This window comes from Streptomyces sp. NPDC002784 (assembly GCF_053592135.1).
Genome location: NZ_JBSFVD010000002.1, coordinates 23,754 through 40,644, shown reverse-complemented (window position 1 = coordinate 40,644; position 16,891 = coordinate 23,754). Strand labels below are relative to the sequence as shown.

Annotated in this window: 18 protein-coding genes; 13 read left to right on the top strand and 5 right to left on the bottom strand. The window is 72.3% G+C overall.

Translation table 11 applies throughout. The features are described 5' to 3' along the window. Window positions 1-73 precede the first annotated feature (73 nt). The 7 genes from ACWD1Z_RS04765 (at window position 74) to ACWD1Z_RS04735 (ending at window position 6,645) form a co-directional block, all read left to right on the top strand. Window positions 74-1,060 carry an aldo/keto reductase gene (locus ACWD1Z_RS04765; protein WP_451115540.1) on the top strand — a complete coding sequence of 329 codons (987 nt, stop codon included), beginning with the start codon at window positions 74-76 and terminating at the stop codon, window positions 1,058-1,060. 178 nt (window positions 1,061-1,238) lie between these two features. Beyond that, the gene (locus tag ACWD1Z_RS04760; RefSeq protein WP_451115538.1) at window positions 1,239-2,258 is read left to right on the top strand and encodes a sugar ABC transporter substrate-binding protein; all 1,020 of its coding nucleotides are present in this window, start codon (window positions 1,239-1,241) and stop codon (window positions 2,256-2,258) included. Further along, window positions 2,258-3,334 carry an ABC transporter permease gene (locus tag ACWD1Z_RS04755; protein ID WP_451116316.1) on the top strand — a complete coding sequence of 359 codons (1,077 nt, stop codon included), beginning with the start codon at window positions 2,258-2,260 and terminating at the stop codon, window positions 3,332-3,334. Before ACWD1Z_RS04760 ends, ACWD1Z_RS04755 begins: the two co-directional genes overlap by 1 nt. Window positions 3,335-3,339: 5 nt before the next feature. Next, window positions 3,340-4,239, top strand: coding sequence for an ATP-binding cassette domain-containing protein (locus ACWD1Z_RS04750; RefSeq protein WP_451115537.1), 900 nt, complete (start codon window positions 3,340-3,342; stop codon window positions 4,237-4,239). Window positions 4,240-4,241: 2 nt separating this feature from the next. Continuing rightward, window positions 4,242-5,141: a sugar phosphate isomerase/epimerase family protein gene (locus ACWD1Z_RS04745; RefSeq protein ID WP_451115536.1), complete on the top strand. Its 900-nt coding sequence runs from the start codon at window positions 4,242-4,244 to the stop codon at window positions 5,139-5,141. Next, complete coding sequence (locus ACWD1Z_RS04740) at window positions 5,134-6,153, top strand: Gfo/Idh/MocA family protein (protein ID WP_451115534.1); 1,020 nt, start codon at window positions 5,134-5,136, stop codon at window positions 6,151-6,153. Before ACWD1Z_RS04745 ends, ACWD1Z_RS04740 begins: the two co-directional genes overlap by 8 nt. 78 nt (window positions 6,154-6,231) lie before the next feature. Further along, the gene (locus ACWD1Z_RS04735; protein ID WP_451115532.1) at window positions 6,232-6,645 is read left to right on the top strand and encodes a VOC family protein; all 414 of its coding nucleotides are present in this window, start codon (window positions 6,232-6,234) and stop codon (window positions 6,643-6,645) included. Window positions 6,646-6,701: 56 nt separating this feature from the next. Here the strand turns inward: ACWD1Z_RS04735 and ACWD1Z_RS04730 are convergent, their stop codons facing one another. From ACWD1Z_RS04730 to ACWD1Z_RS04720, 3 genes are read right to left on the bottom strand one after another with little or no spacing between them, the layout of a single operon-like run. Next, window positions 6,702-7,706 carry a Gfo/Idh/MocA family protein gene (locus tag ACWD1Z_RS04730; protein ID WP_451115530.1) on the bottom strand — a complete coding sequence of 335 codons (1,005 nt, stop codon included), beginning with the start codon at window positions 7,704-7,706 and terminating at the stop codon, window positions 6,702-6,704. 27 nt (window positions 7,707-7,733) lie between these two features. After that, window positions 7,734-8,510, bottom strand: coding sequence for an SDR family oxidoreductase (locus tag ACWD1Z_RS04725; protein ID WP_451115529.1), 777 nt, complete (start codon window positions 8,508-8,510; stop codon window positions 7,734-7,736). A 16-nt stretch (window positions 8,511-8,526) separates the two neighbouring features. Beyond that, entirely contained in the window at window positions 8,527-9,648 is a 1,122-nt protein-coding gene (locus tag ACWD1Z_RS04720; RefSeq protein WP_451115527.1) for a phytanoyl-CoA dioxygenase family protein, read from the bottom strand. 107 nt (window positions 9,649-9,755) lie between these two features. Here ACWD1Z_RS04720 and ACWD1Z_RS04715 point away from each other — a divergent pair, with 107 nt between their 5' ends. After that, window positions 9,756-10,778, top strand: coding sequence for a LacI family DNA-binding transcriptional regulator (locus ACWD1Z_RS04715; protein WP_451115525.1), 1,023 nt, complete (start codon window positions 9,756-9,758; stop codon window positions 10,776-10,778). Between the two features lie 35 nt (window positions 10,779-10,813). Here ACWD1Z_RS04715 and ACWD1Z_RS04710 read toward each other — a convergent pair whose 3' ends face one another. Beyond that, window positions 10,814-11,974: a Gfo/Idh/MocA family protein gene (locus ACWD1Z_RS04710; protein ID WP_451115523.1), complete on the bottom strand. Its 1,161-nt coding sequence runs from the start codon at window positions 11,972-11,974 to the stop codon at window positions 10,814-10,816. A 111-nt stretch (window positions 11,975-12,085) separates the two neighbouring features. On the opposite strand from ACWD1Z_RS04710, the gene ACWD1Z_RS04705 reads away from it, so the two are divergent. After that, a complete protein-coding gene (locus ACWD1Z_RS04705) occupies window positions 12,086-13,090 on the top strand; it encodes a LacI family DNA-binding transcriptional regulator (protein WP_451115521.1) in 1,005 nt (334 codons plus the stop codon). Here ACWD1Z_RS04705 and ACWD1Z_RS04700 read toward each other — a convergent pair. Continuing rightward, window positions 13,080-13,424: a cupin domain-containing protein gene (locus tag ACWD1Z_RS04700; protein WP_451115520.1), complete on the bottom strand. Its 345-nt coding sequence runs from the start codon at window positions 13,422-13,424 to the stop codon at window positions 13,080-13,082. The two genes, ACWD1Z_RS04705 and ACWD1Z_RS04700, sit on opposite strands and share 11 nt — an antisense overlap. A gap of 122 nt (window positions 13,425-13,546) precedes the next feature. On the opposite strand from ACWD1Z_RS04700, the gene ACWD1Z_RS04695 reads away from it, so the two are divergent. The 4 genes from ACWD1Z_RS04695 (at window position 13,547) to ACWD1Z_RS04680 (ending at window position 16,879) form a co-directional block, all read left to right on the top strand. After that, window positions 13,547-14,626 carry a maleylacetate reductase gene (locus tag ACWD1Z_RS04695; protein WP_451115518.1) on the top strand — a complete coding sequence of 360 codons (1,080 nt, stop codon included), beginning with the start codon at window positions 13,547-13,549 and terminating at the stop codon, window positions 14,624-14,626. 103 nt (window positions 14,627-14,729) lie between these two features. Further along, entirely contained in the window at window positions 14,730-15,380 is a 651-nt protein-coding gene (locus ACWD1Z_RS04690) for a GntR family transcriptional regulator (RefSeq protein ID WP_451115516.1), read from the top strand. 48 nt (window positions 15,381-15,428) lie between these two features. Then, complete coding sequence (locus ACWD1Z_RS04685) at window positions 15,429-16,178, top strand: PIG-L deacetylase family protein (protein ID WP_451115514.1); 750 nt, start codon at window positions 15,429-15,431, stop codon at window positions 16,176-16,178. Further along, window positions 16,175-16,879, top strand: a complete 705-nt coding sequence (locus ACWD1Z_RS04680; protein WP_451115513.1) for a 4-carboxy-4-hydroxy-2-oxoadipate aldolase/oxaloacetate decarboxylase — start codon at window positions 16,175-16,177, stop codon at window positions 16,877-16,879. The genes ACWD1Z_RS04685 and ACWD1Z_RS04680 overlap by 4 nt, the downstream gene beginning before the upstream one ends. The last annotated feature ends 12 nt before the right edge of the window (window positions 16,880-16,891 follow it).

Below are 16,891 nucleotides of genomic sequence, written 5' to 3'. Positions count from 1 at the left end.
CACGCCCTTGACTTGAAGTGCACTTCAAGCTGAAGACTCCCCCTCGTACACCACCCACGGGAGGGGACCCGGCATGAAGTACCGCACCATCGGCACCGACCCGCTGCACCGACGCGAGGTCAGCGTCCTCGCGCTCGGCGCGATGCTGTTCGGCTCGTACACCGACGAGGAGACGTCCTTCGCCGTACTCGACCGCTATGTCGAGGCCGGCGGGAACTTCATCGACACGTCCGACAACTACGCCTTCTGGGCGGACGGGGGACAGGGCGGCCAGAGCGAGGAACTGCTCGGCCGGTGGCGGCGCAGCCGGGGAATCGGTGACGAGATCGTCGTCGCCACCAAGCTCGGCGCCCGCCCCCTGGCCCCCGGCACCGGCTACGTCGACAACCCGGAGGGCCTGTCCGCGAAGGTCATCCGGGAAGCCGCCGAACGCAGCCGGGAACGGCTCGCGGTGGAGAAGATCGACCTGCTCTACGCCCACATCGAGGACCGGAAGGTGCCGCTCGCCGAGACCGTGGAGGGGTTCGCCGAGCTGGTCGCCGAGGGCACCGTCGGACTGCTGGGCGTCAGCAACCACGCCGTGTGGCGGGTGGAACGGGCCCGCGCGCTGGCCGCCGCGGCCGGACTGCCCGGCTACCAGGTGCTCCAGTACCAGCACAGCCTGCTGCGCCCGCGCTCCGACGTGCCGAGCGACCTCTTCCCCGACGGCAGCCTCGGCCACGCGGGGCCCGAACTCCTGAGCTACCTGCGCGCCGAGCCCGACCTCACCCTGGTCGCCTACTCACCGCTGCTCGCCGGCGCCTACACCCGCGAGGACAAGCCGCTGCCGGCGGACTACGACCACCCCGGCACCCCGGCCCGCCTCACGGTGCTGCGGGAGGTCGCCCGGGAGGCCGGCGCGACCGTGAACCAGGTCGTCCTGGCCTGGCAGATCGGCGGCGACCTGCCGCTGATCCCGCTGGCCGGGGCGTCCTCGGTGGCCCAGCTGGAGGAGAACCTGGCGGCGGTCGACCTGGAGCTGACGGGGGAGCAGCGGGCCCGGCTGGACGCCGCCCACTGACCGCGGCCGAGCGGCCCCGCTGTCAGACATACTTTGTACTTACATTCGGACCTGCTTGTGAAATGATGTCTTAACAAAGTATTGACAGCGGGCCCATCAGGGGATTGGATCCGGGACCAACGCACCAGCCGCGTTTCTTTCCCGTCGTTCCCCCGTCGCACAGTGAGGTGCAGGAAAGATGGACCGCTCTTCGCACTCCCGCTCCCGCAGAACGGCCCCCCTGGTGGCCCTGGCCGCTGCGGCAGCCCTGACCCTCGCAGGCTGCTCCAGCGGCTCCGGCGGCAAGAAGGCCGAGGAAAGCGCGGACGGCGCCTCCGCGGGCAAGGCCGACACCCCGCGCATGACGGTCGCCCTGGTGACCCACCAGTCGCCGGGCGACACCTTCTGGGACATCGTCCGCAAGGGCGCCGAGGCCGCCGCCGCCAAGGACAACATCAAGCTCATCTACTCGGCCGACCCCAGCGCGGGCGTCCAGGCCAACCTCGTGCAGAACGCCATCGACCAGAAGGTCGACGGCATCGCCGTCACCCTCGCCAAGCCGGACGCCCTCAAGGACGTCATAGCCAAGGCGAAGGCCGCGGACATACCCGTCGTCGGCCTCAACTCCGGTGTCAGCGAGTGGCAGCAGCTCGGCCTGATGGAGTTCTTCGGCCAGGACGAGACGGTCGCCGGCGAGGCGCTCGGCAAGCGGCTCAACGAGGCCGGCGCCAAGAAGGCCGTCTGCGTCATCCAGGAACAGGGCAACATCGGTCTCACCCAGCGCTGCGACGGCGTCGAGAAGACCTTCTCCGGCACGGTCGAGACGCTCAACGTCAACGGCACCGACATGCCGTCCGTGAAGTCGACGATCACCGCCAAGCTCGCCGAGGACAAGGCCATCGACCACGTGGTCACCCTCGGCGCCCCCTTCGCGCTCACCGCGGCGCAGTCCGTGGCGGAGTCGGGCAGCTCGGCCAAGGTCGCCACCTTCGACCTCAACAAGGACCTGACCGGGGCCATCAGCAAGGGCACCATCGAGTTCGCCGTCGACCAGCAGCCCTACCTCCAGGGCTACCTGGCCGTCGACTCGCTGTGGCTCTACAAGAACAACGGCAACTACATGGGCGGCGGTGAGCAGCCGGTGCTGACCGGCCCGGCCTTCGTCGACAAGTCCAATGTCGAGGCGGTCGCCGGGTTCGCCGCGAAGGGCACCCGGTGATCGACATGACCCAGCAGGCTGAGCCGGCGGTGACCTCACCGCCGGCCCCCGGCCCCGAGGGCGGCGACGGACGGACCGCCGAGCGCCCGCTCGCGCTGCGGCTCCTCGCCCGTCCCGAAGTGGGCGTCTTCCTGGGCGCCGTGGCGGTGCTGGTCTTCTTCCTGATCACCGCCCCGCCGGTGCGCGACGGCAGCTCGATGGCCAACATCCTGTACCAGTCGTCGACCATCGGGATCATGGCGCTGCCCGTGGCCCTGCTGATGATCGGCGGCGAGTTCGACCTGTCGGCCGGTGTCGCGGTGATCGCGTCGGCGCTGACCGCCAGCATGATCAGCTACCAGCTGACCATGAACGTCTGGGTCGGGGTGATCGTGGCCCTGGCCGTGTCGCTCGCGATCGGGTTCTTCAACGGCTGGATGCTGGTCAGGACCGGCCTGCCGAGCTTCCTGGTGACCCTCGGCACCTTCCTGATCCTCCAGGGCGCGAACCTCGCCGTCACCAAGCTGATCACCGGCAACGTCGCCACCGACGACATCAGCACCATGGACGGATTCGACCAGGCCAAGGCCCTGTTCGCGTCCTCCTTCGACGTCGGCGGCGTCCAGGTGAAGATCACCATCGTGTGGTGGCTGGTCTTCGCCGCGCTCGCCACCTGGGTGCTGCTGCGCACCAAGTACGGCAACTGGGTCTTCGCCGTCGGCGGCAGCAAGGAGTCCGCCCGGGCCGTCGGCGTGCCGGTGACGTTCACCAAGATCTCGCTGTTCATGCTGGTCGGCTTCGGTGCCTGGTTCGTCGGCATGCACCAGCTGTTCTCCTTCAACACCGTGCAGTCCGGCGAGGGCGTCGGCCAGGAGCTCATCTACATCGCCGCGGCGGTCATCGGCGGCTGTCTGCTGACCGGCGGCTACGGCTCGGCGATCGGCCCGGTCTTCGGCGCGTTCATGTTCGGCATGGTCCAGCAGGGCATCGTGTACGCCGGCTGGAACCCCGACTGGTTCAAGGCGTTCCTGGGCGTGATGCTCCTCGCCGCCACGCTCATCAATCTGTGGGTCCGCCGCACGGCGACCCGGAGGTGACCGCAATGACGACCCCGCACGGAGCCATCCGCAAGGACCCGGCACCCCAGGAGGACCGGCCGATCGTCGAACTGCGCGGCGCCGGCAAGTCCTACGGCAACATCCGCGCCCTGCACGGGGTGAGCCTCGCCGTCCACCCCGGCAAGGTGACCTGTGTGCTCGGCGACAACGGCGCCGGCAAGTCCACCCTCATCAAGATCGTCTCGGGTCTGCACCAGCACAGCGAGGGCGAGTTCCTCGTCGACGGCGAACCGGTCCGCTTCAGCACCCCCCGCGAGGCCCTCGACCGCGGGATCGCCACCGTCTACCAGGACCTGGCGACCGTCCCGCTGATGCCGGTCTGGCGCAACTTCTTCCTCGGCTCCGAGCTGACCAAGGGCCCCTGGCCGGTCCGCCGCCTCGACATCGCCGCGATGAAACGGACCGCCGATCACCGACTGCGCGAGATGGGCATCGTCCTCGACGACCTGGAACAGCCCATCGGCACCCTCTCCGGCGGCCAGCGCCAGTGCGTGGCCATCGCCCGCGCCGTCCACTTCGGCGCCCGCGTCCTCATCCTGGACGAGCCGACCGCCGCCCTCGGCGTCAAGCAGTCCGGAGTGGTCCTCAAGTACATCGCCGCCGCCCGCGACCGCGGCCTCGGCGTCATCTTCATCACCCACAATCCCCACCACGCCTACATGGTCGGCGACCACTTCAGCGTGCTGCGGCTCGGCACCCTGGAGCTGTCCGCCGACCGCGGCCGGGTGAGCCTGGAGGAACTCACCCACCACATGGCCGGCGGCGCCGAACTCGCCGCCCTCAAGCACGAGCTGTCCCAGGTGCGGGGCGTCGACGTCGAGGAGCTCCCCGAGGCGGCGGACCTCACCGCACCGGTGGCCGGCACCCCCGAAGGAAAGGCGTGAACATGGCGGCACTCGACCGCATCCGGGTCGGTTCGGCCCCCGACTCCTGGGGCGTGTGGTTCCCCGACGACCCCCGGCAGGTGCCCTGGCAGCGCTTCCTGGACGAGGTCGCCGAGGCCGGATACGAGTGGATCGAGCTCGGCCCGTACGGCTATCTCCCCACCGACCCGGCCCGGCTCACCGACGAGGTCGCCCGCCGGAACCTCACGGTGTCCGCCGGCACGGTCTTCACCGGCCTGCACCGCGGCCCGTCCGTGTGGGAGTCCACCTGGGAACACGTCAGCCAGGTCGCCGCCCTCACCCAGGCCATGGGCGCCCGCCACCTCGTGGTCATCCCCTCCTTCTGGCGCGACGACAAGACCGCCGAGATCCTGGAACCGCCGGAGCTGACCGGCGAGCAGTGGGCCCACCTCACCAAGGGCATGGAACGGCTCGGGCACGAGGTCAAGGAGGCCTACGGCCTCGACATCGTCGTCCACCCGCACGCCGACACCCACCTCGACACCGAGGACCACGTGGAGCGCTTCCTCGACTCCACCGACGCCGAGCTGGTCAACCTCTGCCTGGACACCGGGCACTACGCCTACTGCGGCGGCGACAGCGTCAAGCTGATCGAGACCTACGGCGAACGCATCGGCTATCTGCACCTCAAGCAGGTCGACCCGGAGATCCTCGCGGACGTGGTGCGCGACGAGATCCCGTTCGGGCCCGCCGTGCAGCGCGGCGTGATGTGCGAACCGCCCGCCGGGGTCCCGGACCTCGAACCGGTGCTGGTGGCCGCGCAGCGGCTCGGGGTCGAGCTGTTCGCCATCGTCGAGCAGGACATGTACCCCTGCGAACCGGACCGGCCGCTGCCGATCGCGGTGCGCACCCGGACGTTCCTGAGGTCCTGCGGTGCCTGAGAACGCACCGCTCGGCGTAGCCGTCATCGGTACCGGCCGCATGGGCGCCGACCACGTCCGCCGTATCCAGGAAGTGATCAGCGGGGCCCGCGTCACCGCCGTGGTCGACGTCGACGCGGAGCGCGCCGCGGCCGTGGCCGCCCGCGCCGGCGGCTGCGCCGTGCACACCGACCCCGCCAAGGCGATGGCGTCGGCGGACGTCGACGCCGTCCTCGTCGCCTCGCCCGGCCCGGCCCACGAGGCCGCGCTCATGGCCGCCTTCGCACACGACCTGCCCGTGCTGTGCGAGAAACCCCTCACCCCCGACGCGGCCTCCGCGCTGCGCCTCGTCGAGGCCGAACAGGCCCTCGGCCGGCGCCGCGTCCAGGTCGGGTTCATGCGCCGCTACGACCCCGAGTACGCGCGGCTCAAGGCGCTGCTGGAGACCGGGCGCCTGGGCCGTCCGCTGATGCTGCACAACCGGCACCGCAATGTCGCGAGCCCGGACTTCTTCACCTCCGAGATGCTCATCACCGACTCCGTCGCCCACGAGGTGGACGTCACGCGCTGGCTGCTCGGCCACGAGATCACGGCGGTCACGGTGCTGCGCCCGGCGCCCTCCGCCGACGCCCCCGAAGGGCTGGCCGACCCGCAGTTCGTCGTCCTGGAGACCGCCGGCGGCGCCCTGTCGGACGTGGAGATCTTCGTCAACTGCGGGTTCGGCTACCAGGTGCAGGCCGAGGTGGTCTGCGAACGCGGCACCGCCCGCATCGGGGACGCCCACGACCTGGTCACCGCCACCGCGGGCCGCTGGGGCGGCAGCATCGCCCAGGACTGGACCGAGCGGTTCGCGGACGCCTACGACCGGGAGGTCCAGGCCTGGGTCGACGCCACCCGGCGGGGCGAGGTCACCGGGCCGGGCATCTGGGACGGCTATGCGGCGGCCGCCGTCTGCGAGGCGGGGACCCGGGCCCTGCGCGAGGGCGGCCGGGTGACGGTGGAGCTGGCCGAGCGGCCCGCGCTGTACGGCTGAGCGGCGCTCGGCGGGCCGTTGTCAGTGCCGCGCGCTAGCGTGCACAGCAGTGACCGTTCCCGCTCCGGGAGGCTTGTGATGGCTTCGCGACTCAACCCCTACCTCACCTTCGCCGGCGACGCCCGGCAGGCCATGGAGTTCTACCAGGAGGTCTTCGGCGGCACCCTGGACCTCAACTCGTACGGCGACCTCGGGCAGACGGACGCCCCCATGGCCGACAAGATCATGCACGGCATGCTGGAGACCCCGGGCGGCTTCACCCTGATGGGCGCCGACAACCCGCCCGGGACCGAGAAGCACACCGAGAACAACTTCTCCGTGAGCCTGAGCGGCGACGACGAGGCCGAGCTGCGCGGCTACTGGGAGAAGCTGTCCGAGGGCGGGCAGGTGGCGGTGCCCTTGGAGAAGCAGATGTGGGGCGACGTCTTCGGCATGTGCACCGACCGCTTCGGCGTGCCGTGGATGGTCAACATCAGCGGTACCCAGGGCTGACCGCCGCCGCCCGGCCGGGGATGCGCCCGGCCGGGCGACAGCGGTGCCCGGCCCGCTCACGCCTGCCGTATCTCCGCGACGGTGACGGGGCGGTGCTCGTGCAGCGACCGGGTGCACGCCTCGGCGATCCACCCGGCCTCCAGGGCGTCCGCGACCGTGCACGGGGAGATCCGGGTGCCGGCCACGACCTCGGTGAACGCGGTGAGTTCGGCGCGGTAGGCCGCGGCGAAGCGGTCCATGAAGAAGTCGTGCGGGGTGCCCGCGGGGAAGGCGGCCCCGGGTTCGACCGAGCGCAGCGGCAGCTTGTCCTCCAAGCCGACGGCGATGGAGTCCCGGAAGCCGTGCAGCTCCATCCGGACGTCGTAACCCCGGCCGTTGTGGCGGGAGTTGGAGACCACCGCGAGGGTGCCGTCGTCCAGGGTGAGGATCGCGGCCGTGGTGTCGGCGTCGCCCGCCCGCGCGATGTAGTCGGCGCCCCGGTTGCCGCCCACCGCGTACACCTCGCTGACCTCGCGCCCCGTCACCCAGCGGATGATGTCGAAGTCGTGGACCGAGCAGTCCCGGAAGATGCCCCCGGAGGCGGCGATGTACCCGGCGGGCGCCGGCGCCGGGTCCAGCGTGGTCGACCGTACGGTGTGCAGCGTGCCCAGCTCGCCGCCCTGCACGGCGGCCCGAGCGGCGACGAAACCGGCGTCGAAGCGGCGGTTGTAGCCGATCTGGACCGGCACGCCCGCGCCCTCCACGGCCCGCAGGACCTGTACGCCCTCGGGCATGGTCCGGGCGACGGGCTTCTCGCACAAGACGGGGACACCTGCCTCGACCCCGGCCAGGATGAGCGCGGGATGGGCGTCCGTGGCCGCCGCGACGACGATGCCGTCCACCCCGGCGGACAGCAGGGCCTCGGGCGAGTCCACCACCTCGCCGCCGAACCGCTCGGCGGCGGACTTGGCGGCGTCCGCGAAGGGGTCCGTGAGGACGAGGGAGTCGACGGCGTCGAGTCCGGAGAGGGTCTCGGCGTGGAAGGCGCCGATGCGGCCGAGGCCGAGGATTCCGATGCGCATGGTGGTGCAGCTCCTGGGGTGAGGGGGTCAGTCGAGGCCGCCGAGAACGTTCTGGTCCCACTCGATCACCGATCCGGTGACCACTCCGGAGCGCTCCGAGAGCAGGAACACCACGAGGTCGGCGATCTCGTCGGGCCGGCCGAGCCTGCCCATCGGCAGCCGGGCGGCGGCCCGTTCGCGCCAGTCGTCCCCGGCGCCGTGGAAGGTCCGCTGGATCGCGTCCTCGCCCTCCGTCCCGGTCCAGCCGATGTTCAGGCCGTTGATCCGGATCCGGTCGAAGCGGTGGGCGTGGGCGGCGTTGCGGGTCAGGCCGATCAGCCCGGCCTTGGCGGCGACGTACGGCGCGAGGAAGGGCTGTCCGCCGTGCGCCGAGGAGGTGATGACGTTGACGATCGTGCCCGGCGCCGCGCGGGCCACCATGTCGGCGACCGCGGCCTGCATGGCGAAGAAGGGCGCCCTGAGGTTGACGGCGATGTGCTGGTCGAACAGCTCGGGCGTGGTGTCCAGCAGGGTGCCCCGGGAGGTCAGCCCCGCCGCGTTCACCAGGCAGTCGATCCGGCCCCGGGCCGCCACGACCTCGGCGACGGCGCCCCTGGACCGCTCGGCGTCCGCCAGGTCGGCCCGAAGGAACAGCGCCTCGGCGCCGGCGGCCGTCAGCTCCGCCACCAGTGCCTCGCCCGGTTCGGGGCGCCGGCCGGTGACGGCCACGACCGCCCCCTCGCGGGCCGCGGCCCGTGCGACGGCGGCGCCGACGCCCTGGGTGCCGCCGTTGACGAGGACCACCTTGTCGTCGAGAAGTCCCATGGCGTCACAGGTCCTTTCAGCTCCGGCGCCGCTCGGCGCGGGCCCTCAGCTCGTCCCGCAGTGCCTGCGGAGCCCATGCCTCACGCAGCGCGCGTCGCACCACGTCCGCCTGCGAGGGCGGGGCGAGTCCGCCGACGGGCGGGTCACGGTCGAGGTTCGTGGGGAAGGGATAGCCCTCGGCGCTCGCGGCGATCACGTTCTCCAGCCGTGCCACGTCCGCGCCCTCGCTCCGGCGCCTGAGCAGCACCGGGTACACGGTGTTGACGACCGCCTCCCGGTCGACCGTCTCCATCGGCCGTCCGAACGCGGACGACACCTGAAGGAGATTGGCCGTCCGCCTCACGTCCGTGGTGCGGTTGGTGCCGGCGGCGTGGAAGAGGGCCGGGTTGAAGAAGGCCGCGTCGCCCTTCGCCAGCGGCAGCTGCACGTGGTGGGTGTCGAAGTACCGCTGGAACTCCGGGCGCCGCCAGGCCAGATAGCCGGGTTCGTAGGTCTGTGAGTACGGCAGGTACATCGTCGGGCCCGACTCCACCGGCATGTCGCCGTGCGCGACGGCGCCCTGGAGGGTCAGCACGGGGGAGAGGCGGTGGACGTGCGCCGGGTAGGCGGCCGCTCTCTCGTCCGGCAGGAAACCCAGGTGGTAGTCGCGGTGCGCGGTCTGGGCGGCGCCGCCCGGGTTGACGACGTTGACCTGCGAGGTCACCTGGTAGCCGGGGCCGAGCCAGGCTCGCGACACCAGCGCCAGGATGTCGTTGGCGTAGTAGTCGGCGAAGGACTCCGGGTCGTGCAGGGCGGCCTTCTCCAGCGCGTTCCAGACCCGGTCGTTGGCACCGGGCCGCGCGAAGTGGTCGCCGGCGCTCGTGCCCGAGGCGCGCTGCCCGGCGATCAGCGCCTCGAACACCTCGGTGACCCGGTCGACGGCCTCCCGGTCGAAGGCGCCGCGGAAGACCACCACGCCGGGGCCGTCGGTGAGGACGTGGACCAGCTCGTCCTCGGGCACGGTCCCCTCGTAGACGGGCACCTCGTGCTCGACGGCGGCGGCGTGCGGGTAGTCGGCGGGGTCGGTGGTCCGCTCCACGAGCGTGCGGAACGCGTCGAGGTCGCAGTCCCGCGCGGACAGCCGGGCAGTGAAGGACATCGGTGTCCTCTCGGTGACAGGGGCGACGCAGTCCTGTCATTCTTGTCAGGACAAAGCCGTCGAACAACCGGCAGGCAGCCGTCAAAAACCCCTCAAGGAGCCTCGGCATGGGCCATCCGTTCCCGATCCGGGAGATCGCGCGGCAGGCGGGTCTGAGCGAGGCCACGGTGGACCGGGTGCTCAACGGCAGGGGAGGGGTGCGGGAGAGCACCGCGCACGAGGTACGCCGGGCCGTCGCCGACCTGGACCGGCAGCGCACCCAGGTCCGGCTGGTCGGCCGCACCTTCATGGTGGACATCGTGATGCAGGCTCCGGAGCGGTTCTCCACCGCCGTGCGGGGCGCCCTGGAGGCGGAACTGCCGTCCCTGCACCCGGCGGTGGTCCGTTCGCGTTTCCACTTCCGTCAGACGGGGCCCGCCTCCGAACTGACCCGGACGCTCGACCGGATCGCCCGGCGCGGCTCGCAGGGCGTCATCCTCAAGGCGCCGGACGTCCCCGAGGTCACCGCCGCGGTCGGCCGGCTGGCGGCGGCCGGGATCCCGGTGGTGACGCTGGTGACCGACCTGCCCGCCACGCCCCGCCTGGCCTACGTCGGCATCGACAACCGGGCCGCCGGGGCGACCGCCGCGTACCTCATGGGCCAGTGGCTCGGGGACCGCCCCGGCAATGTGCTCACCAGCCTCTCCAGCGGCTTCTTCCGCAACGAGGAGGAGCGCGAGATGGGGTTCCGCAGCGCGATGCGCGCCCGGCACCCCGAGCGCGCGCTGGTGGAGATCGCCGAGGGCCAGGGCCTGGACGCCACCCAGTACGACCTGGTGCGGGCGGCCCTGGAACGCGACCCGGACATCCGCGCCGTCTACTCCATCGGCGGCGGCAACATCGCCACCCTGCGGGCCTTCGAGGAACTCGGCCGCGGGTGCGCGGTGTTCGTGGCGCACGACCTCGACCACGACAACACCCGCCTGCTGCGCGAGCACCGGCTCTCCGCCGTCCTCCACCACGACCTCCGCCAAGACCTGCGCGAGGCCTGCCACCACGTGATGCGGGCCCACGGCGCCCTGCCGCCCGCGGGCCCCACACTGCCGTCCCCGATCCAGGTGGTGACGCCGTACAACATGCCTGCGGTGTAGGCGGTCGATCCAGGTGGTGTCGCCGTGCAGCACACCTACGGTGCAGGCAGGTCGACCCACGTGCCGGTCGTGGCGGAGCGGGTCATCGCGTCGAGCGCGTCGGCGCTGCGCACGGCGTCCGTGAGGGTGGCGCCGTAGGGCCTGTGCTCGGCGATGGAGCGCAGGAAGCGGTAGGCCTCCACCACCTTCAGGTCGTCGTAGCCCATGGCGTTGGCCGCGCCGGGCTGGAAGGCGCCGAACTCGCCGTCGCCCGGGCCGACGTACACCGTGCTGACGGGCTGGTCCTGGTAGGCCGTACCGCGGCTGATGCCCAGCTCGTTCATCCGGCGGAAGTCCCACAGCAGCGCGCCCCGGGTGCCGTGGATCTCGAAGCCGTAGGTGTTCTGTTCGCCGACCGCGACCCGGCTCGCCTCCAGGACGCCGCGGGCGCCGGAGGCGAAGCGGAGCAGGCAGTTGACGTAGTCCTCGTTCTCGACCGGGCCGAGTTCGCCGCCCCGGGCCCGGGTGTGGCCCGCGGTGGCGCCGGCCGGGCGGGCCCGCTCCGGTACGAAGACCGCGGTGTCGGCGGTGAGGGAGGTGAGCTCGCCGAGCAGGTACCGGGCCAGGTCCACGCCGTGCGAGGCGAGGTCCCCGAGGACTCCGCTGCCGCCGCGCTCGCGCTCGTAGCGCCAGGTCAGCGCGGACTCGGGATGGGCGGCGTAGTCGCTGAACAGCCGCACGCGCACATGCGTGACCGTGCCGATCCCCCCGGCGGCGATCAGGTCGCGGGCCTTCTCCACCGCGGGCGCGTTGCGGTAGTTGAAGCCGACCGCCCCGCACACCCCGGCCCGCGCCACCGCGGCGGCGACCGCGCGGGCGTCCTCGGCGGTCAGGCCGACCGGCTTCTCGATCCAGATGTGCTTGCCCGCCTCCGCCATCGCGACGCCGATCTCGCGGTGCAGGAAGTTCGGGGCGGTGATACTGACCGCCCGCACCCGCGGGTCGGCGGCCACCTCGCGCCAGTGGCGGGTCGTGGCGGCGAAGCCGAACTGCGCCGCGGCCTCCTCGGCCCGCCCCGGCACCTCCTCGGCGACGGTGACCAGCTCCGGACGCAGGGGCAGCCACGGATAGTGGTGGCGCACGCGTGCGTAGGCCTGGGTGTGCACCCGCCCCATCCAGCCGAACCCGACGACGGCGACCCCGAGCGCATCCACCATGACAGCCCTTCTTTGGACCGGTCCAGAAGCCTTTCCGCCCACACTGAGCGCGGTCTACGCCGGGTGTCAACTCTTTGACAAGCCCGGACGGCCCGTGGAACGGTCCATGTCATGCGACCGCCGACCATCCGCGACGTGGCCGAACGGGCCGGGGTCTCCAAGTCCCTGGTCTCGCTGGTGCTGCGCGGCTCCGAGCAGGTGCGCCCCGAGAAGCGGGAGGCCGTGCTGCGGGCCGTGCGGGAGCTCGGCTACCGGCCCAACACCGCCGCCCGCAGCCTCAGCGAGCGGCGCACCCGGACCGTCGGCGTCCTCCTCAACGACCTGCGCAACCCCTGGTTCGTTGAGCTGCTCGACGGGCTGAACCCGCTGCTGCACGACCACGGTCTGCACATGCTGCTCGCCGACGCCCGGCTCAACCGCCGCACCGGCCAGGACCCCGCCGCCCCCTTCCTCGACCTGCGCGTCGACGGCCTGGTCGTGGTCGGCACCCTGCCCGGCCCGGCCGGGCTCGGGGCGGTCGCCGAGCGGATGCCGGTGGTCGTGGCGGGCGCCCGCGAGGCGGTGCCGCCGCGGGTGGACGTCGTCGCCGGTGACGACGAGCAGGGCGCCCGCCTGGTCACCGAGCACCTCATCGGCCTCGGCCACCGCCGGATCGCGCACCTCGCGGGCTACGGCGCGGTCGGCGAGCTGCGCAGACGGAGCTTCGAGGCGACGATGCGCGCGCACGGCCTGGCGGACGGCGCGCGCGTCGAAGCCTGCGACATGACCGAGGAGGGCGGCTACCGCGCCACGGTCCGCCTGCTCGGCCGCCCCGACCGGCCGACCGCCGTCTTCGCCGTCAACGACATCGCCTGCGTCGGCGCGCTCTCGGCGGCCGGGGAACTCGGCCTCGACGTGCCGCGCGACCTGTCCGTGGCCGGCTACGACAACACGAGCGTCTCCCGGCTGCGGCACCTGTGGCTGACCACCGTGGACGGCGGCGGCCACGATGTCGGCCGGCGCGCCGCCCGCTGTCTCCTGGACCGCTTCGAGCGGCCCGGGGCACCGGGCCGCCTCCGCCTTGCCGCGCCCGCGCTGGAGATCCGGGGCACCACGGCCCCGCCGCTCACAGATTGATCGCGTACGCCTTGCGCAGCGTCTCGTGCACCGTCCAGGTCGTACGGTCGCCCGCGCGCAGCACCGCCATGTCGCCGGGGCCCACCGTCAGCGTCGGCCCGTCCTCGACCTCGATGGTGGCCGAGCCGCTGATCACCACGAACAGTTCGTCCGCCTCGGTGTCGGTGACCACGCCCGGGGTGATCTGCCAGATCCCCCGGATCTGCCGGCCGTCCGCGGACTCCCAGAGCACCTTCCCGGTCACCTCGGGCCTGCCGGAGACGATCTGCTCGTGCGCGAGCGGCTCGGGTTCGAGTGCGGCGTCGGGGATGTGGACGACGAAACTGTGGCTCATGCCAGGACCCTAACCGGCCGCGGTGGATCAGCGCCGTCGGCACAGTGTGCGGTATCCACCCGCTCGGGAGGACACTTCGTCGCGACCGACGGCGGCCAACGACGACCGGAACCGGAGTGATCGTGAACGACCAGGATCCCCTCGCCTTCACCCACGAGTCCGTGCCCGTGCGGATCGTGCTGCGGGCGGGCGCCGCCGTCACGGCGACCGCCGAGGAGGCCCGGCGGCTCGGCCTGCGACGGCTCATGGTGCTCTCGGGCCCGCGCGGCGCCGACACCGCGCGGGCCGTCGCCGACTCCCTCGGCCCGCTCTGCGTCGCGGTGCACCCCGAGGCGCGGATGCATGTGCCCGTGGAGGTGGCCGGCCGGGCCGTCTCGGCGGCGCGCGCGGCGGGCGCCGACGGGTGTGTCGCCGTCGGCGGCGGCTCCTCGATCGGCCTCGGCAAAGCCGTCGCCCTGCGCACCGGCCTGCCGCTGATCGCGGTGCCGTCCACCTACTCCGGCTCGGAGATGACCCCCGTGTGGGGCCTGACCGAGCACGGCGTCAAACGCACCGGCCGCGACCCCGTCGTACAGCCGCGCGGTGTCGTCTACGACCCCGAACTGACCCTCTCCCTGCCGGTCCCGCTCTCCGTGGCCAGCGGCGTCAACGCCCTCGCGCACGCCGTCGAGGCCCTGTACGCGCCGGACGCCTCGCCGCTGACCCAACTGACGGCCGAGGAGGGCGTCCGGGTGATGGCCGCCGCCCTGCCCGCGGTTGCCGCCGAACCCGCGTCGGTCGAAGCCCGCGGGCGCGCCCTGCACGGGGCCTGGCTGTGCGGGACGAGCCTGGGCGCCGCCACCATGGGCCTGCATCACAAGCTGTGCCATGTCCTCGGCGGCTCCTTCGGCCTGCCGCACGCCGAGACGCACGCGCTGGTGCTGCCGCACGTGCTGGCCCACAACGCGCCCGCCGCCCCCGAGGCCGCCGCCGTCGTGGCCCGCGCCCTGGACACGGACGACGCCCCGCGCGCCCTGTGGGACCTGCCCCGGCGCCTCGGCGTCCCGCGCTCCCTCGCCGAACTCGACCTGGCCGAGGCCGACTTGGCAGAGGCCGCCGCCCGGGCCGCGGCCGAGGTGACGGTCAACCCCCGCCCGGTGACGACGGACGGGGTGCTCCGGGTGCTGCGCCGGGCGTACGAGGGGGCGCCGCCGGGGGAGTGAGCCAGACTCCCGCATCACGCTCGCAATACGCCGGACAAAATTGTTGACAATTCTGTTGGACTAGATTTAGGTTCGACACGCACTCACTCAGGGAGGGCACACGATGCCGAACGAAGCCCGTCCGAGCACCGGGGAGCAGGCCAGACAGCACGCGCTCGCGCGGCTGCGGCAGGCGATCCTGCACGGCGAGATGGCACCGGCACAGCGGCTGGTGGAGAACGAACTCGCCGAGCAGTTCGGTGTGACACGGGCGAGCATCCGCGCGGCGCTCATCGATCTGGAGGCCCAGGGCCTCGTCGAGCGGATCCGCAACCGCGGCTCGCGGGTGCGGGTGGTGACGGTGGAGGAAGCCGTCGCCATCACCGAGTGCCGCATGGTCCTCGAAGGACTGTGCGCGGCGAAGGCGGCCGTCGCGGCGAGCGACGAGCAGCTGGCCGAACTCACCGAGCTGGGCACGGCGATGACCAAGGCCGTGGCCGCCGGGGAGCCGGTCACCTACTCCGACCTCAACCACGAACTGCACACCAGGATCCGGGAGTTCTCCGGCCAGCAGACCGCGCTGGAGCTGCTGGAGCGGCTCAACGCCCAACTGGTGCGCCACCGCTTCCAGCTGGCACTGCGGCCGGGGCGGCCGCAGCAGTCCCTGAGTGAGCATCTGGCGATGATCGAGGCGATCAGGGCCAGGGACCCCGAGGCGGCCGAGGCGGCCGTCCGCGCCCACCTCAGCAGCGTGATCGAGGCGCTGCGCGACTGAACCTCGCGCGAGGCGGGCGCCCACCTGTCCAGCAAGGAGTTCTCCACCATGACTCAGGCCAACGCGCCCGCCCCAGCACGTTCGACGCTCGTCGTCACCGCGCACGCCGGTGACTTCGTGTGGCGCGCCGGCGGTGCCATCGCCCTCGCCGCGTCCCGCGGCGAGAAGGTCACCATCGCCTGTCTGACCTTCGGCGAGCGCGGCGAGTCCGCCAAGGCGTGGCGCGAGGGGAAGAACCTGGCGGAGATCAAGGCGATACGGCGGGACGAGGCCGAGCGGGCCGCCGCCGCCCTGGGCGCCGAGGTCCGCTTCTTCGACGCCGGCGACTACCCGCTGATCGCCACCGCCGAGCTGACCGACCAGCTCGTCGAGGTCTACCGCGCGACCCAGCCGGACGTCGTGCTGACCCACCCCACCGAGGACCCGTACAACGGCGACCACCCCGCCGCCAACCGCATGGCGCTGGAGGCCCGGGTGCTCGCCCAGGCCATCGGCTACCCGGGCAAGGGCGAGATCATCGGCGCCCCGCCGGTCTTCTTCTTCGAGCCCCACCAGCCCGAGATGAGCGGCTTCAAGCCCGAGGTGCTGCTCGACATCACCGAGGTCTGGGAGACCAAGCGCAAGGCCATGGAGTGCCTCGGCGCCCAGCAGCACCTGTGGGACTACTACACCGACCTCGCCGTCCGGCGCGGAGTCCAGCTCAAGCGCAACGCGGGCCCCAACCTGGGGCTCGCCCACAAGACCATGGCCGAGGCGTACATGCGCCCCTACCCGCAGATCGCGAAGGAGCTGGCATGAGCGGCGTCATCGTCACCGGCCCCCCGAAGGCGGCCATCGAGGACATCGACGCGCTGGCCGGGTACGGCGTGGCCACCGTGAGCGAGGCCATGGGCCGCACCGGCCTGCTGGGCCCGGGGATCCGGCCCGTGCAGCAGGGCGTCCGGGTCGCCGGCACCGCGGTCACCGTACTGAGCTGGCCCGGCGACAACCTCATGATCCACGCCGCCGTCGAGCAGTGCGGCGAGGGCGACATCCTGGTCGTCACCACCACCTCGCCGTGCACCGACGGCCTGTTCGGCGAGCTGTTCGCGACCGCCCTCCAGCAGCGCGGGGTACGCGGCGTGGTGCTGAACACCGGGATCCGCGACACCCAGGAGCTGCGGGACATGGGCTTCGCCGCCTGGTCCCGGGCGGTCTCCTCGCAGGGCACGGTCAAGGCGACGGGCGGTTCGGTCAATGTGCCGATCGCCATCGACGGCCAGATCGTCCGCCCCGGCGACGCGATCCTCGCCGACGACGACGGAGTCGTGGTCGTCCCCCGGGAGCGCGTCCGCGAGACGGTGCGGAAGTCCCGGGCCCGTGAGGACAAGGAGACCGCCACCCGGGCCGCCTTCCTCGACGGACAGCTCGGCCTGGACCGCTACGGGCTGCGGGACAGGCTGAAGGAACTCGGCGTCGAGTACCGGACGTACGAGCAGTACGAGGGAGAGCGGCCGTGACCGAGGAGGTGC

Bases quoted from the DNA above. Each gene is read 5' to 3' on its own strand.
- ACWD1Z_RS04705 (WP_451115521.1), top strand. From the start codon at position 12,086: ATGCGACCGCCGACCATCCGCGACGTGGCCGAACGGGCCGGGGTCTCC.
- ACWD1Z_RS04725 (WP_451115529.1), bottom strand. From the start codon at position 8,510: ATGGGACTTCTCGACGACAAGGTGGTCCTCGTCAACGGCGGCACCCAG.
- ACWD1Z_RS04700 (WP_451115520.1), bottom strand. From the start codon at position 13,424: ATGAGCCACAGTTTCGTCGTCCACATCCCCGACGCCGCACTCGAACCC.
- ACWD1Z_RS04685 (WP_451115514.1), top strand. From the start codon at position 15,429: ATGACTCAGGCCAACGCGCCCGCCCCAGCACGTTCGACGCTCGTCGTC.
- ACWD1Z_RS04765 (WP_451115540.1), top strand. From the start codon at position 74: ATGAAGTACCGCACCATCGGCACCGACCCGCTGCACCGACGCGAGGTC.
- ACWD1Z_RS04715 (WP_451115525.1), top strand. From the start codon at position 9,756: ATGGGCCATCCGTTCCCGATCCGGGAGATCGCGCGGCAGGCGGGTCTG.
- ACWD1Z_RS04735 (WP_451115532.1), top strand. From the start codon at position 6,232: ATGGCTTCGCGACTCAACCCCTACCTCACCTTCGCCGGCGACGCCCGG.
- ACWD1Z_RS04690 (WP_451115516.1), top strand. From the start codon at position 14,730: ATGCCGAACGAAGCCCGTCCGAGCACCGGGGAGCAGGCCAGACAGCAC.
- ACWD1Z_RS04750 (WP_451115537.1), top strand. From the start codon at position 3,340: ATGACGACCCCGCACGGAGCCATCCGCAAGGACCCGGCACCCCAGGAG.
- ACWD1Z_RS04710 (WP_451115523.1), bottom strand. From the start codon at position 11,974: ATGGTGGATGCGCTCGGGGTCGCCGTCGTCGGGTTCGGCTGGATGGGG.
- ACWD1Z_RS04680 (WP_451115513.1), top strand. From the start codon at position 16,175: ATGAGCGGCGTCATCGTCACCGGCCCCCCGAAGGCGGCCATCGAGGAC.
- ACWD1Z_RS04720 (WP_451115527.1), bottom strand. From the start codon at position 9,648: ATGTCCTTCACTGCCCGGCTGTCCGCGCGGGACTGCGACCTCGACGCG.
- ACWD1Z_RS04730 (WP_451115530.1), bottom strand. From the start codon at position 7,706: ATGCGCATCGGAATCCTCGGCCTCGGCCGCATCGGCGCCTTCCACGCC.
- ACWD1Z_RS04745 (WP_451115536.1), top strand. From the start codon at position 4,242: ATGGCGGCACTCGACCGCATCCGGGTCGGTTCGGCCCCCGACTCCTGG.
- ACWD1Z_RS04760 (WP_451115538.1), top strand. From the start codon at position 1,239: ATGGACCGCTCTTCGCACTCCCGCTCCCGCAGAACGGCCCCCCTGGTG.